11 protein-coding genes, 1 rRNA gene and 1 pseudogene are annotated in these 15,342 nt (G+C 59.1%); 3 read left to right on the top strand and 10 right to left on the bottom strand.

Features of this window, described 5'->3' with window-relative positions:
* Positions 1-703, top strand: a 703-nt coding sequence (locus tag GHO41_RS25515; RefSeq protein ID WP_153435005.1) for a FecR family protein, incomplete at its 5' end; no start/stop codon positions are given.
* Between the two features lie 114 nt (positions 704-817).
* Positions 818-3,271, top strand: a complete 2,454-nt coding sequence (locus GHO41_RS25510) for a TonB-dependent receptor (protein ID WP_153435004.1) — start codon at positions 818-820, stop codon at positions 3,269-3,271.
* A 56-nt stretch (positions 3,272-3,327) separates the two neighbouring features.
* Here GHO41_RS25510 and GHO41_RS25505 read toward each other — a convergent pair whose 3' ends face one another.
* The 7 genes from GHO41_RS25505 to GHO41_RS25475 form a co-directional block, all read right to left on the bottom strand.
* Positions 3,328-4,809: a YdgA family protein gene (locus GHO41_RS25505; RefSeq protein ID WP_153435003.1), complete on the bottom strand. Its 1,482-nt coding sequence runs from the start codon at positions 4,807-4,809 to the stop codon at positions 3,328-3,330.
* 308 nt (positions 4,810-5,117) lie between these two features.
* On the bottom strand, positions 5,118-6,563 hold the full coding sequence (locus GHO41_RS25500; RefSeq protein WP_153435002.1) for an efflux transporter outer membrane subunit: 1,446 nt from the start codon (positions 6,561-6,563) through the stop codon (positions 5,118-5,120).
* Positions 6,560-7,462, bottom strand: a complete 903-nt coding sequence (locus tag GHO41_RS25495) for an HlyD family secretion protein (RefSeq protein WP_153326103.1) — start codon at positions 7,460-7,462, stop codon at positions 6,560-6,562. Before GHO41_RS25495 ends, GHO41_RS25500 begins: the two co-directional genes overlap by 4 nt.
* Positions 7,459-7,668, bottom strand: coding sequence for a DUF1656 domain-containing protein (locus tag GHO41_RS25490; RefSeq protein ID WP_048366939.1), 210 nt, complete (start codon positions 7,666-7,668; stop codon positions 7,459-7,461). Before GHO41_RS25490 ends, GHO41_RS25495 begins: the two co-directional genes overlap by 4 nt.
* Entirely contained in the window at positions 7,665-9,755 is a 2,091-nt protein-coding gene (locus GHO41_RS25485) for an FUSC family protein (protein ID WP_048366940.1), read from the bottom strand. The genes GHO41_RS25490 and GHO41_RS25485 overlap by 4 nt, the downstream gene beginning before the upstream one ends.
* Entirely contained in the window at positions 9,752-10,183 is a 432-nt protein-coding gene (locus GHO41_RS25480) for a MarR family winged helix-turn-helix transcriptional regulator (protein ID WP_048366941.1), read from the bottom strand. The genes GHO41_RS25485 and GHO41_RS25480 overlap by 4 nt, the downstream gene beginning before the upstream one ends.
* Positions 10,184-10,283: 100 nt before the next feature.
* On the bottom strand, positions 10,284-11,906 hold the full coding sequence (locus GHO41_RS25475) for a glycosyltransferase family 39 protein (protein WP_153435001.1): 1,623 nt from the start codon (positions 11,904-11,906) through the stop codon (positions 10,284-10,286).
* Positions 11,907-12,194: 288 nt separating this feature from the next.
* Between GHO41_RS25475 and GHO41_RS25470 the strand changes: the two genes are divergently transcribed.
* Positions 12,195-12,893 carry a GntR family transcriptional regulator gene (locus tag GHO41_RS25470; RefSeq protein WP_371929037.1) on the top strand — a complete coding sequence of 233 codons (699 nt, stop codon included), beginning with the start codon at positions 12,195-12,197 and terminating at the stop codon, positions 12,891-12,893.
* Positions 12,894-12,940: 47 nt separating this feature from the next.
* On the opposite strand, the gene GHO41_RS30825 is transcribed toward GHO41_RS25470, so the two are convergent.
* The 3 genes and pseudogenes from GHO41_RS30825 to rrf all read right to left on the bottom strand — a co-directional run bounded on the left by GHO41_RS30825 (position 12,941) and on the right by rrf (position 15,208).
* A complete protein-coding gene (locus GHO41_RS30825) occupies positions 12,941-13,726 on the bottom strand; it encodes a methyl-accepting chemotaxis protein (RefSeq protein ID WP_371929036.1) in 786 nt (261 codons plus the stop codon).
* A 69-nt stretch (positions 13,727-13,795) separates the two neighbouring features.
* A pseudogene (locus tag GHO41_RS30820) lies at positions 13,796-14,821 on the bottom strand (cache domain-containing protein); the annotation flags it as partial.
* Between the two features lie 271 nt (positions 14,822-15,092).
* A 5S ribosomal RNA gene (gene rrf / locus GHO41_RS25460) occupies positions 15,093-15,208 on the bottom strand.
* Positions 15,209-15,342 lie beyond the last annotated feature (134 nt).

The following is a 15,342-nucleotide window of genomic DNA, read 5'->3' as shown; positions in this document are numbered from 1 at the left end:
GTTTCGCTGGGCCAGCGGGCTGGCAGCGGGGCTGGTCATGGCCGTGTTGGGCTACGGCGGCCTGGAGTACGTGCCGCGTTGGTCTGACACCCATCACACCGGGGTCGGTCAGCGCCAGCAATGGCTGTTGAGCGACGGCACGCGGGTGACGCTGAACAGCGCCACGGCGTTGTCCGTGGATTTCACCGCCAGCCAGCGCACCATCACGCTGCGCAAAGGTGAAGCGCTGTTTGAACTGGCGAACGATCCGGCCCGGCCCTTTGTAGTTGAGGCCGGTCAGGACCGGGTGCAGGCCAAGGAGGCGACGTTCAGTGTGCGCCGTGACGCCGATCAGACCCGCGTGCTGGTGGCCAACGGCGCGGCGCAGGTTGAACATCAGGCCCAGACTCTGGAGCTGCGCCCCAATCAGCAAGCGCTGTATCACGCTGGCCAGCCCGTTGCCGAGCGCCAGCAGGTGGATGCCAACGCGCTGACGGCGTGGCATCGCGGCAAACTGATTTTCAACCGCAAGCCGTTGCAGGAAGTGCTCAGCGAGCTGGAGCGTTACCAGTACGGGCGCATTGTGCTGCCGGACACTGACTTGGGCGCGATGCAGATCAGCGGGGTGTTTGACCTCAATGATCCGCACAATCTGCTGCACACCCTTGAGCAGCGTTACGGGCTCAACATCACCTATTTGCCGTTTGTGGCGTGGGTGCACTGAAAATAATTTTACGCGGGCACTGCAAGATCCTGTCGGGCATATCGTCGTACTAAGACCAAGAGCGAATCCGTTCTCATTAGCGATATAAAAACCCAGACAAGGATTAACACCGCAATGGTCCAGCCCATCAAACAGCCGCGCGGCGCACGCCCCACCGACCAACGACTGCGTCAAACGCTGATGGCCACCACGTTGCTGGCAAGCCTGGCGGGCACGTTCCACGCCACTGCGCACGCGGCACCGGCAACAGCGCCCAACGCCTCGGTGAGCACCCGCCAGGTCAACGTTGCCGTCCCGGCCCAAGACCTCGACCAGGCGCTGACGCAGTTTGCTGATCAGGCTGACTTGCACCTGTTGTTCACCTCTGCCGAAGTGGCCGGGCTGCACAGCCCTGCGCTGGACGGCCAGATGAGCATTGAACAGGCGCTGCAAGCCCTGTTGGCGGGCAGCGGCCTGAACTGGCAGTTCAGCGACGCGCGCACGGTGATTGTGCGCAAGCCGGACACGGCGGCAAAAGGGCTGCAACTCAAGGCGCTGGAAGTCAGTGTGGGCGCGCGCACCAGCACCGCCATCAGTGAAATTCCCGGTACGGTCTGGGTGGTGGATCAGGTGCAACTGCAAGAGCAACTGGACACCGGCGTCACCCTCAAAGAAGCCATTGGCAAGTTGGTGCCGGGCCTGGATCTGGCCCCCGAAGGCCGCAGCAATTACGGCCAGAATATGCGCGGGCGCAATGTTTTGGTGATGATCGACGGCGTGAGCCAAAACAGCTCGCGCGGCCTGTCGCGGCAGTTCGACAGCATCTCGCCGTTTAACGTGGAGCGGGTTGAAGTGTTGTCGGGCGCCAGCGCGTTATACGGCGGCGGCGCCACGGGCGGGATCATCAATATCGTGACCAAAAAAGGCGCCCCCGGCCCGGCCCAGTTTGAAACCGAAGTGTCGGGCACCAGCGGTTTTAACAAGAGCGATGACCTGTCGAGCCGTATCTCGCAATCGGTGAGCGGCGGGACCGATCGGGTGCACGGCCGCCTGGGGATTTCCGGCGAGCAGAACAAAGCGTTTTACGACGGTAAAGGCGACCAGATCTTTATCGACAACACCCAGACTGACTTGCAGTACAACCGCACGCTGGACCTGATGGGCAGCCTGGCGATCAAGCTCGATGACGTGCAAGACCTTGACCTGCTGGCGCAGTATTACGACTCGGGCAACAACGGTAACACCGGGCTTTACTTCCCCAACCTGCACGACAAGGCACCGTCCAATCTGGAAGATGCCGAGATCCGCAGCGGCTACCACACCGACCTCGAGCCCCGCTCCAAGCGCCTGCTGTTCAACGCCAACTATCACCACAGTGACCTGCTGGGCCAGGACTTCTACTTGCAGGGCTCGTACCGCAAGGAAGACAACAATTTCTTCCCGTTCCCGTATTACAACGCGGGCAAACCCCAAGGCGTCAACGGCGTTTACTTCGCCGCCTCGCAACAGAATTTTGAAGTCACCAGCCTCAAGGCGCTGTTCGCCAAACAATGGGACAGCGTGAAGCTGACCTATGGCGTGGACCTGGACCGTGAGCGTTTTAACGCCACGCAAAGCGTGTTCAATTCGGCCATTTCTTCCGAGAGCGGCGGGCTGGATCTGGACACCCAAAGCAAAGCCCCGCGTTACCCGAGCTACCGCGTCGACGGCCACTCGGTGTATGCCCAGGCGGACTGGAAGCTCACCGACGCCCTGACGTTGTCCGGTGGCGCACGCCGCCAGCAAATGGACGTAGACGTAGGGGTGTTCAAAGGCATCCCCGGTGGCAGCAACGATTACGCGGTCAACCTGTTCAACCTGGGCGCCATTTATGACTTCAAGAACGGCCACCAGACCTGGATCAACTACAGCGAAGGCTTTGACCTGCCGGACCCAGCCAAGTATTACGGCAAGGCGGGCTTGAGCGTTAAAGACAATCCGCTGGCCGGGATCAAGAGCCGTCAGGTCGAAACCGGCTGGCGTTTTGCCGATGTGGACTGGGACGCGCAGGCAGCGGTGTATTACATCTGGTCTGACAAAGTCATCACCACCGACAGCGCGACGCTGACCATTGATGTGGCCGATAAAAAGAGCCGCGACTTTGGTTTCGAAGGTGCGCTGACCCGTCACTTCAACAACGGCTGGGATGCGGGCGGCACATTGCATCTGGTGCGTTCCGAAGAGGAAGACGCCGATGGCGACTGGATGAAGCGCGATGCCCGTTACGCGTCGTTGTCCAAATCAACGGCGTTCGTGGGCTGGCATGGGGACGGTCGTAATGTTCGTTTGCAGGGCAACCACGCCTTCACGCTCAAGGACGATTCTGACCACAAAATCAGCGGCTACACCACGTTCGATTTGATGGGCAGCCAAGAGACAGCATTCGGCACCTTCAGCGCCGGTATCCAGAACCTGCTGGACAAGGAGTACAGCACGGTCTGGGGCCAGCGTGCCGCGTTGTTCTACTCACCGACTTACGGCCCGGAGTACCTGTATGACTACCAAGGGCGGGGCCGGACGTACACCTTGACTTGGTCGATGGCGTACTGAGTGCAAACAGGCTGCGAAAGGGCCAAGCCCTTCGCAGCCTGTGGCATCGACTGCGTTTACTGAGGCGCTACACCGCCAAAGCGGGTGCCCATGAGGGTGACGAAGTCCTCGAGGCTCATTTTCTCCCCGTTGAAATTCACCACACCGGCGGCGTAGTTGAGCGACGCCAAAATGTTGCTGCCCTCAACGTTCGCCAGCCCGGTTTGCACCGCCATGACGCCCGCCAGTTCGCTGGTCATGTTGGCGACCTGGGCGATTTGTTTCGGGTCAGTCTGGCCGGCCAATTGCGCCTGAACGCTCGCCAGATCAGCAATCATGGGCTTGGACAGCTGCAGTTTGGCATCCAGCGAGGTCAGCATTTGCTTCACCACATCGAGCGGCGGTAGATCGAACGAAGCGGGCTGCGCCAGGCTGGTCGTGATGCTCAGTTGGCTCTCGCCGTTGGTGGTTTTGATGTTGAGTTTTTCCAGCGCCAGATTCGGCTTGGCCGCCAGCAGCGTGCTGACATCGGCTTGCACTTGGGTGTCTTCGGCCGGAGTCAGTTGCACCTTGGGCAGGGTGCCGTCGGCTTGTGGCTGGAACTTGTTCTGGTAGATCTGCAACAGCGACTGCATCGCTGGAATGTCCAGGTTGCTGGCAGACATGACCATTTCTGCGCTGCCCACGGGCTTGTCGTTGAATGTGACGTCACCCAGGCTGTAGGTCAGGCGCCCGGACATCAGGCGGTCTTTGGCCGAGGCGGAACCGGTGTATTCAAAGTTTTTGACCTTGAGCACAGACTGGGCCGCGCCGGAGGTCAGTTGCGCTTCGCTCAGCTCCAGCACGTTCTGGCCCAGGTAGAAACCGTAGGTGCTTTTGTTCAGGTCGCTGGCCAGGGTCAGCCCGCTCAGCTCGATCGACACCGGTGCGGTATCGGCAGGCGTCGCCAGGAGCTTGAGGTAGTCCATGTAGCCTTTGGCTTTGAGGTGCTGGGCGCCTTCATCGGTTTGGGCGCTAAGGTTCAGGCCCGAGAAACTGATGCGGGTGTTGTCGTCCAGCGTGAGGTCGAAGGGCAGCAACTCCAGTTGCCCGTCCACCGAACGACCGTAACCCAAAGTGACCTGGCCGATAAGAGGCGCCTGGTCCTTGGTGGCTGCGAACCATTTTTCGGTGAAGGGGGTTTTCTCAAGGGCGTAGTTGCTGACCGCCATGACCGGCGCCCACTTGAAGGTCTTGATGCGCGACCACGGCAACGGGCCGTGCTCGATGTGATCGACAAACAACAGCTCAACCGGCTGTGGATCAGACCCTTGGGCATCATCCTGAAGGGTCAGACGATAGTGCGCGGTGCTGCTGTAGAGGTGGGTCTCAATGGACACCAGTTCGATGCTGCCGTGGGTCGCGGACCCGGCCAGTTGAGCGGCCATTTCTTTGTTGGCTTCGGCGATCGAGGTCTTGAGTTCGCCTTCGATCTTGGTGCCGGTGTACCAGGCGCCAGCCGTGTTCAAAACCCCTGCGATTACAACAATGCCGACCAGTACGCCTAATGGTTTGTTCATCAAGTTGACCCGTTCAATGTCCGTTGTGTTGAAGATATGCGGTCTTTACTGAGCCCTTCATGGGCCAAAAAGTGGCAGCAGGTTATCACTCGCGGCGAGTCGACGCTGCGTTTCGCCCGCACCGATCAAGCGCACAGCGTAGACGCTATTGCCTAAAGCTTGCGAGCGTAGCGCCTGAAATAAGCGGCCCTGAGGACAATCGTGCTGGCTTGGCCGATGACTACGCAGAATTCTCCTACGTAATTAAAAGCACCATCCTAAAGCCAACATGATAATCCTCAGCCGCCCTCCACTGCGTGACAGTGTTGTCAGGGTTTAGCCGCGGCCGGGGCTTGGGCACGGCTGCTTTCCCAGCCGCCACCCAGGGCCAGGAACAGATCGATCTGGCTCATCGCGACTTGGGTGTTGGCCGCCGCTAACTGAGCCCGCACATCGGTGTAGGTGCGCGTGGCTTGCAGGTCTGCGAGGAACGATTCACGCCCGGCGGCAAAGAACTGATGGGTTTGGTCGGCCGCTGTTTTGGCCGAGGCATCCGCTTCGGCCAAGGCATCGCGGCGTTGCAGTGCAGCGGTGTATTGCACAAGGCTAGTTTGGGTTTCGCGGACCGCGTTCAGCACCACGCCATCAAAGCTTGCCAAGGCGCCTTGGGTGGCGGCTTCGGCTTCGCGGATTCGCGCACGTGAGCCATTGGTGGGGATGGTCCAGCTCAGCAGCGGGCCAAAGCCCCAGCGGTTGGTGGGCGCGGTGCCGAGGTTGTCGACGATCCCGACCGTGCCGATGGAGGCGCCGATGCTGATGTCCGGATACAACGAGCCGGTGGCTACGCCAATTTCGGCGGTTGCGGCGGCCAAGTGGCGCTCGGCCTGACGCACGTCCGGGCGACGCTTGAGCAGCGCGGCACCGTCACCCACGGGGAGTAATTGCGCGATGTGCGGCAGCTCATCACAGGTGGCGAGATGGGCAGGCAGTTGGTCCAGCGGTTTGGCCAGCAGCATCGATAAACGGAACAGCCCGGCCTGGCGTTGAGCCTCATAGCGCGGCAGTTCAGCGCGCAACGATTTGACTTGGGTTTCAGAACGCGTGACCTGGGTTTCATCACCGCGCCCGGCATCGCGCAACCGCTGGGTGAGCGCGGTGGTTTGCGCTTGCAGTTTTAACGACTCTTTGGCGATGCCCAGCTCTTCGTTGGCAGCGCAGACTTGCACGTAAGCACGCACCACGTCAGCGACCACGGTGATGCGCGCAGTGTCGGCGGCGGCTTGGGTGGCATCGGCGTTGGCCTGTGCCGCCTCAATGCCGCGCTTTAACGTGCCCCACAAATCGAACTGGTAGGAGGTGCTGATGCCCAGGTCACCGACGTTGGCCACCGGGACTTTATCTGCCAGCAAAAAGGCTTCGCCCGACTCTTGCAGGCGCTGGGCCCCGGCTTTGACCGAACCACTCCAGCCACCCGCCGACTCGGCCTGTTCAACCTGAGCACGCGCCCGCGCAAGGTTCGCCGCCGCTACGCGCAGGTTGGTGTTGGAGGCCATGGCCTGACGCACCAATTCATTCAGCGTCGGGTCTTGGTAGAGCTTCCACCAATCAGTGGGCACCGGCGCCGAGACGACGTTGTCGCCCTCGCCCGCCAACCTGCCTTGCAGGTCTGGACGCTGCTGGGCCGCGTCTTTGGGCAGGTGATAGTCCGGCCCGACCATCTGGCAGCCGGCCAGCAGCAACCCCAGCCCTAGGGCTGCCAGGCGAACCGCTTTCATTGCGCCTTCTCCTGTACCGGCTTGGCTTTGGGCGAGTCCGGGATGATGGAAACGGTCGCCGTGCGGCCCGCGATCATGCGGAAGTCTGCGGGCACATCATCAAAGACGATGCGCACCGGAATCCGTTGCGCCAGCCGCACCCAGCTGAAGGCCGGGTTCACGTTGGGCAACAGGTTCTGGCCGCTGGTGCGGTCGCGGTCTTCGATGCCGGCCACGATGCTTTCGACATGGCCACGCAAGCGGGCGTCGTCGCCGATCACGCGGATATCAACACTTTGGCCCACGTGAATGCCATCGAGTTTGGTTTCTTCGAAATAGCCGTCGATGTGAAAAGAGCTGCTGTCGACAATCGACAACACAGGCCGCCCGGCGGTCACGAATTCGTTAACCCGAGGGGCGCGGTCGTTGACGTAGCCATCAACCGGGCTGCGCACCACGGTGCGGTCGAGGTTGAGCTGGGCGCTGTCGACGGCCACTTCAGCCTCGGTGAGCGCGGCCTGGGCGCGCATTTCTCGCGACTGGCTTTCTTCCAGTTGCTCACGCGCAACAAGGTTGCCCAACCCCCGGTTGCGGCGGTTTTCACGCTGGGCCTGGGCCAGGGTTTCTTTACGGTCAGCCACGGTCGCCTGCGCCTGACGCAAGGCCAGTTTGAAGCGGTCCTGGTCGATGACGAACAACACTTGGTCGCGCGTCACAGGCTGGTTGTCGCGCACATCGACTTGCTTGATGAGGCCCGACACATCAGGGGAGATTTGCACCACGTCTGCGCGGATGTGGCCATCGCGCGTCCAGGGAGCAAACATGTAGTACATGGTCATGCGCCAGACCACGACGCAGGCAAACGCCACCACCAACAAGGTGAGGACAACGCGGCCCAAGGTCAATAAAGGTTTTTTCATGTCATCAAATATCGACTAAACGAATCCACAACGCCGAGTAGCAGAGCGTAGAGACCGACGTTGAACAAAGCCCGGTGCCAGACCAGGCGGTAAAAGTGCAGACGCGTAAGAACCGCGTGAACCGCTAAAAACAGCAGGTAGGTGATGCCCATCAATACCAGGAGCGTAGGCAGGAAAACCCCGCTGATATCGATATCTCCGATCATAGCGGCGCTCCGTCAATGCCTTGCACGTGTGGGTGCTGCAGGTCGTCGTTATCCACAATGAACTCCACACCCGGCAGCAGGGCCAGACGCAAGCCGCTGAGAGCATGCAGCAGGTGAACCCGTGCATCGCTTTCGTCTTGCAGGGCATTGGCATTGAGCGCACGCCGGGTTCGGTCCATGGTCATTTGCAGACCGCTGGGGATAGGTAAACGCTCACCGGCCATCAGGCAGGTGCGGAAATAATCCCCCACGTCGCTGACCACTTGGCGCAACAGCAATTGCGGCCCGCCGGTAACGCGCGGGGCGTAGGCCAGCAGGTCGAGGAGGTTCAGCGCCACACGCAGTTCACGCAGCGCAATGCCGGTGTCTTGCCCGGTCATGGCCAGACGCGGCAGGTGCTGCATCAAGCGGTCGAGCATTTGCGCGCCCATTTGCCGGTGCTCGGCCAAGGTTGCGGGTTTGGTCAACCGCACGATGTCGCGCCAGCTGAACCGGGTCAGCCGTTTAGCCGCCAGCTCCGCGCCGAAGGGGCGCGCAATCAAGGTCCAGATGAAGGCAAACAGCAGCCCGATGGGGCCAGCCAGGTTGGCGTTCATGAAGACCTGAAAGTCAGCGTCGTAGGCACCTTGAATGCTGATGAAGGACGCGGTGTTGACGATGGTCAGCAAGGTGCCCAGGTAAAAGCGCGGCTGGACGGTCAGGGTGCCGACGCAAATAAACGGCACGGCAAACGCCAGCACCAGCATGGGGAAGTCATGCAGGTTGGGCAGGATGACGAACAGGTAGAGGCTGGCGAACAGTACTGAGAGCGAGGTCCAGAAAAAGAACCGGTAAATCTGCGGGGCCGGGTCATCCATGGCGGCGAAAAAGCTGCAGGCGACGGCCGCCAAAATGACTGCGCTGGCGCCGTCTGTCCAACCGAGCAGAATCCATAGCACGCAGGCGACGACGATCGCCGTTACAGTGGAGAACGCGGAATAGAGCATGAGGCCGCGGTCCAGAAACGGTGTCAGCCGACCCAGCCGCCAGTGCCGGTAAACCGCTCGCCAGACGGTTTGATCACCGGTGGAGATGGCCAGTTGCAGGCTGCGGCAGTCTTGCCACAAGTCGATCCACTCCCCCAGGCGGTAGAGCACGTTGGAGAGCAATAGCTGGCGGCGATCATCCAGGGCTTCGGCGCTGGGTTGCAGGTGCTGCAGCTCGTTGCGCAGCGCTTGCCATTGTTCGACGGGTGCGCCTTCGCTGGTGGTTTCAAGCCAGGTGCGCGCGTGTTGCAACACCGGCGTGACTTTATCGACCAGCTCCGGGGTTCGGCGCTCCAGGGCATAAAGGGCGTCGTCGAGGGCATCCACCACGGGCAGCAGATGGATCATGCGCCCGCGCAATTCTTTGGTGTTGCGCACGGTTTGCGGGTGCGCGCCTTCGTGGGGTAACTGACCGATCATCAGCTCCAGGGTGTTGAAGGTCGAGACCATTGAGGCGCGCAGGCCACTGGCTTTGCCGGGGTCAACCTCGCGGGACAAAAAGTACTGACTGTAATTGGCGGCATCGGTGAACCACTTGGCCGATGAGTCGATGAACACCGGTGTGAGGCGTCGAGGCCAGAACATGCTGCCCACCACGGCCGCACAAACGATGCCGAGCATGATCTCTTCGGTACGCGAGACGGCGATGTCAAAGACGTTGAGCGGGTTATCCACAATCGGCAAGGCGATCATCGGCATGGTGTAGCCCGCCAGCATGAAGACGTAGCTGTTGGCGGTGCGCAGGTGCAATGACAAGAACAGCAGGATGCCCGTCCACAGCGCAATCACCAGCACCAGCAGAAACGGTGTCTGGACAAACAGCGGGACAAAGAACACCGCCGCCGAAGCCCCCAGCAGCGTACCAATGGCGCGGTAGATCGCCTTGGAGCTGGTGGGGCCGACAAAGGGGCTGGAGACGATGTAAACCGTGGCCATCGCCCAATAGGGGCGGGGCATTTCCATGAGCAGGGCGATGTACAGCGCGATCATGGAGGCGGCAAACGTCCGCACGCCGTAGAACCAGTCACGGGCGGGCGGCATGCTGCTGAAAAAGCCGTTCAAGACGCCGCTCCGTCAGGCAGTTGGCCTGCGGCTTCAAAGGCTTTGATCACTCTCAAGGCGGCTTCTTGATCCGCGACTGAAATGTCGGCCAATGCGGCACGCCGCAGTTGTACCAACTGGGCTTCAATGGACTGCACCAAGGTACGACCGACGGGCGTAAGGCTCAGGGTTTTGGCGCGGCGGTCGCTGGCGTCTTCGTTGCGCACAACGTAACCGGCCTTGCACATCTGATCGAGCAGGCGCACCAGCGACGGGCTTTCCATGCCAGCCGCCTGGGCCACGGTCACTTGCCGCACGCCCTCGCCCAAGCGGCCGATTATCAGCAGCGGCATGGCGCAGGCTTCGGAGATGCCGAAGTTGACCAGCGTGGTTTGGCAGACGCGACGCCAATGACGGGTCGCAACCACCATACCGGTGCTGATGCTCATTTGGAGTTGATCTAGAGAGTCAGGCAAGAGACATCACATAATGTTAGTTTGCTAACTATTAATACTGCTCGGCCAAATGATCACAGTCAAGTGTTACGAATTAATTCTGCCGACCTGCTGTCTGTTTTGTGTGCAGGTCAGCGCCACAATCAACGCCGCCGCAGGGCAAATATAGTCGAACCTGGGTGTCATCGATGGTCAGATCCTGGGTTTTGTGCCACCCGGACGGAATGGGCGCGAAGTCGTCCGGCTGCACGCTGCTGCTGATCAGCCAGATGCGCCCTGAGGTGGCGGGCAGGTCGGCCAGATGATCGACGTAGATCTTGGCGCCGTCCTCGTTCACCAGCGTACCGAAACCATAGGCCGTCGGCCGCCCGGACACACCGTCTGGCGTGGGCGGTGTGTAGAGCATGGGTTGGGCTGGGGTTTTGTTGTAGTAAACGTAACTGAAGTACCAGAACAGATCGCTGACGATGATTCGGTCACCCGGCAGGAACTGCTGATTCACGTGCTCAACCAGTTGGTCAAAGTGGTCGGCGTCGCTGCTGAAGTTGCTGCGCAGGCCCACACTTTCAACGCCCATGAACAGCACAAGCACTGCAATTGCTATAACGCGTTTGTGCGCAAGCAGGCGATCGACCGCGATGGCGACGAGCAACGGCAAGCCCAGCGCGGCAAAACTCACGTAGCGCTCGATGAACATGGGCGAGATAAACGACAGGGCGTAAATCGCCAGGATCGGCAGCAAGGTGTAGATCGCAATGAGCGCGTGAAATTTATAAGGGGATGCATCGCGCACGGCGATCCAGATCACGCTTGCAAATAGCGCGAGGGGGGCTAGCCAAAATACCGGCCAAGGCAGGGTATCGCCTTCGTCTTGTGTCAGAAGCTGCCAGACCATGGCCGGTAAAGAGCGCGCATCGACAGGCGGCTCCCAGCCCACATCGCCACCGGCTTTTAGCTCGTGCATGTGTTGCAACAGATCCACCAGGCCCGGCAGCCAGGGCAGGAACAAGATGACGATGCCGGTGTTGGCCAGCCACCAGCTCGGCCGCTTGATCACGTTGCCCGCTGCACTGTGACGAGTGCTCAGTATCAGCAGGTACAGCCAATGCGCCATGACACAAAAAGCAGCGAAGTAGTGGGTGTAGAACGCCGCGGTCATCAGCGCCGGGTAGACAGCCAGATAGCGCGTTTTATCGGGGTTTTTGACCCAGTAGACCAAGGCAATGGTTGCACCGATCAGCCACATCCCCAGCAGCGAATACATGCGCACTTCCTGGCTGTAGCGCACGGCTGTCGGCAGCAACGCCAACAGGATGCCTGCCAGCAACGCAGCCCTTTGGGTCGCGACCAGTCGTACCAGCCACATCCCGAGTAACACCGTGACGATTCCGGGTACAACGCTCAGGGCACGGATTGAGGCCAGGCTGTCACCGAACACGCCCATCCAGCCATGCAGAAGCATGAAATACAGCGGTGGATGAACATCGTGTGCGGCATGAAACCAGATGCCGCTGAGCGAGTAGTTGCTCAGCATCAAGCTGGAGCCTTCGTCACACCAGATGGACGAGCTGGTTGAGCCGTAAAATCGTACGGCCGTGGCCACCAGCAAAATGCACCACAGCCACGGCTGGAGAAACAGTCGAGTCAGTGCGTTGTGGGACGGTTCAGGGCGTTGAAACAGTTGCTCGTCGACATCGCTATTACTGAGTACGCCCATGTTTCACCTGATGTGCATTAAGACTACGACTGGAGCCGTATTAACTGTCGCGATTGTAGGGCACAAACCACAGGAAAAGGGGAACCGTCCACACGGAACAGCGCAAGAAAAAAACAGTGGAAGCCTTTGTAATCTCTTGGCTTAGCGCCGCGTTAGACTAGCGCGCTTACGGTGGGCACATCGTTATCAACGCCTATTCGTTACAAGGTTTGACAGAAATAGAGTCAGTGCCTAACGTAAATTGGATCCAAATCAACGTGCTGAATGTCCACAGCGGGTAGCGTCAACGTGACCGTCAAAAAGAACTTATTAAGCAGTATTGAAGTACACGGGGCGATTCCAGCTCATCTGGCGCGATCAGTGATTGAAGAGTCGCTGCGCAACGCTATTCTTGATGGCCGCTTGCCCTGCGGGACGGCTATTCGTCAGCAGGCCCTGGCCGCCTTGTTTGGTGTGAGCCGCATGCCGGTTCGTGAAGCCCTGCGCCAACTTGAAGCCCAGGGGTTGCTGCAGGTCGTCCAATACAAAGGCGCGGTGGTTGCACCTTTGATTCAGGATGATTCGCTGGAAACCTACGCGCTACGGTTTTTACTGGAAGCGCAGGCTCTGCGCTTGTCATTGCCATTGCTTGACGAAGAGGATTTCAAGGCCGCTTCGGCTTGCATCGATGCGCTTGAAGTCGAAACGGATTTCGGAAAAATCGGAACGCTCAATCGGCTTTTTCACCAAGCGCTTTACGCTAAAGCTCCGAACAAGAAGCTGTTGGCACTGATCGAAACGGGGCTTGTGGAAGAGGAGCGTTTTTTGCGCTTTAACCTTGAGCAAATGGGCTTGGGACGGCTGCCTCAGGACGATCACCGGGCGTTGCTGCGTTATGCACGGGCGAGGGATGTAGAGGCGTGTGTCAATGAACTGGAGCAGCATCTACAGCGCGGGGTCAATGCGATTATTCGCTATCTCCAGGACCAGAAATCGAAACAGCCCTGACACATAGAATGCCAGGGCTGTGGATAACTTATTGAGGGCGGTAGGGCTCAGATTTTGAAGCTGTCGACCAGTTGCTTGAGGCGGCTGGCTTGCTGTGAGAGTGCATCGCAATCTTTGAGGGTTTCGTTAAGGTTGGCCACACCTTGCTGATTGAGCAGGTTGATGTGGGTGATATCCAGGTTGAGGCTTTCGACCACGGAGGTCTGCTCTTCCGTGGCAGCGGCTACCGACTGGTTCATGCCGTCAATTTCTTCGATGCGCTGAGTCACGCTGATTAAACGGGCACCGGCCTGGTTGGCCACTTCTACGCTGTCTTCGCTGGAAATCTGGCTGGCATTCATGGTGCTTACCGCCTCGCGAGAGCCGATTTGCAGTGAGGTGATCATTTTATGGATCTCTTCTGCCGACTCCTGAGTGCGATGAGCGAGGTTTCGCACCTCATCCGCCACGACGGCAAACCCACGACCCGCCTCCCCCGCACGCGCAGCCTCAATGGCCGCGTTGAGGGCCAGCAAGTTGGTTTGTTGGGAGATCCCTTTGATCACATCAAGTATGTGACCAATGTTGTCGGTGCTGGCATTGAGGGTTTCGATCTGCGCGCAGGACACGCTGATCTTTTGCGAGAGCTCGGTCATGGCCTGAATGGTCTGCTCGACCACTTTGCGGCCATCATCCGCCTGCTCACTCGCACCGCTGGCATGCTGCGAGGCATCGGCGGCATTGCGTGCGATCTCCTGGGTTGCGGCGCCCAGTTCATTGATGGCAGCGGCGACGCTGTTGGTGCGTGCGCTTTGCTCGTCTGAACCGACGATGGAGGCGTTGGACGAGCTCATCACACGCTCGGACAAATCATGGACCTGGCGAGTGACCGAGGACACTTCGGAGATGGACGCATGAATACGCTCAACGAACTGGTTGAAGGAGCCGGCCAGTTCGCCAAACTCGTCTTTGTGTTCAATCGCCAGACGCCGCGTCAGGTCGCCCTCACCTTGCGCGATGTCTTGCATGGCGCGGCCCATGGTCGTCAACGGGCGCATCAGTACACGAATCAGCAGACTCAACAGGAGTGCAATCACTGCCACAGCAATCACCGTTGCGATGAGTGCCGAAGTCCGAAATTTGGTGAGCGACGCGTAGGCTTTATCTTTATCCAGTGACTGACCGATGTACCAGTCTGCAGAAGGCAAACCGGTGACGGGGGTAAACGAGATGATCCGCTCCTGGCCATTGAGCATCACGTCTTGAATGCCTTTCTCAATCTTTAGCGAACTGCTGGGATAAATGTCCCGCAGGTTCTTCATCACTTGGTCCTTTTCGGGGCTGACGATGACCTGGCCATCACCGCTCACCAAGAAGGCGTAGCCCAAACCGCCGGAGTCTACGGAGTTGATGATGTTGACCAAGCTGTCCAGACTTAAATCGCCACCGACAACGCCCAACAACTCACCGTTCTTTTTGACCGGCATGGCGATGGTAACGATTAGACCGCCTACAGCTGCCATGTAGGGCGGCGTAAGCATTGTCTTGTCTGCCAGGACGCCTTGCTTGTACCAAGGCCGTTCACGTGGGTCATAGCCGTCTGGCATCTTGGCGTCAGGGCGCTGTGTAAATACGCCATTGGCCTGACCGATATAAGTGAACTGGAAATTGGAAGTCAGTGCAGGCTGATCGATGAGCCCGGCGAGGTCGGCTTGATCGCCTTGGTGGGCAATGTTTTGGGCAAGGCTCTCTAATACCAGGATGCGACCGCTCAACCAGTTCTGAATGCTGCTCGCGGTCAGGTTGCCGGCTTGCGCCACTGAAGAGTCGATGTCCTGCCTGATGGTGTTGCGCTGCAGATAGTCGTTGTACAAGGCAAACAACGCAAACGCTAAAACGACGACGCCTGAAGCGGCCAGAAGAATTTTATGACTGAACTTAAGATTCATAGCATGGGACTTCTTATGCCGAAAGGATGGATGCCGGTTGAAGCATGCTTGGGGAATCAGGCAGCCGATCAGGCCCAACCGACTTGCTCAACAGGCTGTCGGCATCAGCGGCTGAAAAATTAGCGGTTTGTGGAAGCTATTTGTGTGATCCGACGAACGCGCCGTCGTAGATGTGGGAATGGTCTGAGGAATTATTGGGACGTTTGGGAATTTACGTCGCGCAAAAACAAAACCCCTGTCTGCGTGAGCAGACAGGGGTTTCGGAATTCAATCTTGACGATGACCTACTCTCACATGGGGAAACCCCACACTACCATCGGCGATGCATCGTTTCACTGCTGAGTTCGGGATGGGATCAGGTGGTTCCAATGCTCTATGGTCGTCAAGAAATTCTGTGACAGATCCGTTACTGCTAACGTGCCTGCGAAAACTTGGTACTTCTATAAAAACAAAATCCCTGTCTGCGTGAGCAGACAGGGATTTTGGAATTTAATCTTGACGATGACCTACTCTCACATGGG

The sequence above is a fragment of the Pseudomonas sp. FSL R10-0399 genome (assembly GCF_009600165.1).
Lineage (GTDB): Bacteria > Pseudomonadota > Gammaproteobacteria > Pseudomonadales > Pseudomonadaceae > Aquipseudomonas > Aquipseudomonas helleri.
Note: the sequence above shows the minus strand (reverse complement) of the source record. Positions and strands in the feature narration are given on the sequence as shown.

Coding starts and splice junctions, on each gene's coding strand:
- GHO41_RS25505 (WP_153435003.1), bottom strand. CDS start 4,809: ATGAACAAACCATTAGGCGTACTGGTCGGCATTGTTGTAATCGCAGGG.
- GHO41_RS25480 (WP_048366941.1), bottom strand. CDS start 10,183: ATGAGCATCAGCACCGGTATGGTGGTTGCGACCCGTCATTGGCGTCGC.
- GHO41_RS30825 (WP_371929036.1), bottom strand. CDS start 13,726: ATGAGCTCGTCCAACGCCTCCATCGTCGGTTCAGACGAGCAAAGCGCA.
- GHO41_RS25490 (WP_048366939.1), bottom strand. CDS start 7,668: ATGATCGGAGATATCGATATCAGCGGGGTTTTCCTGCCTACGCTCCTG.
- GHO41_RS25495 (WP_153326103.1), bottom strand. CDS start 7,462: ATGAAAAAACCTTTATTGACCTTGGGCCGCGTTGTCCTCACCTTGTTG.
- GHO41_RS25475 (WP_153435001.1), bottom strand. CDS start 11,906: ATGGGCGTACTCAGTAATAGCGATGTCGACGAGCAACTGTTTCAACGC.
- GHO41_RS25500 (WP_153435002.1), bottom strand. CDS start 6,563: ATGAAAGCGGTTCGCCTGGCAGCCCTAGGGCTGGGGTTGCTGCTGGCC.
- GHO41_RS25510 (WP_153435004.1), top strand. CDS start 818: ATGGTCCAGCCCATCAAACAGCCGCGCGGCGCACGCCCCACCGACCAA.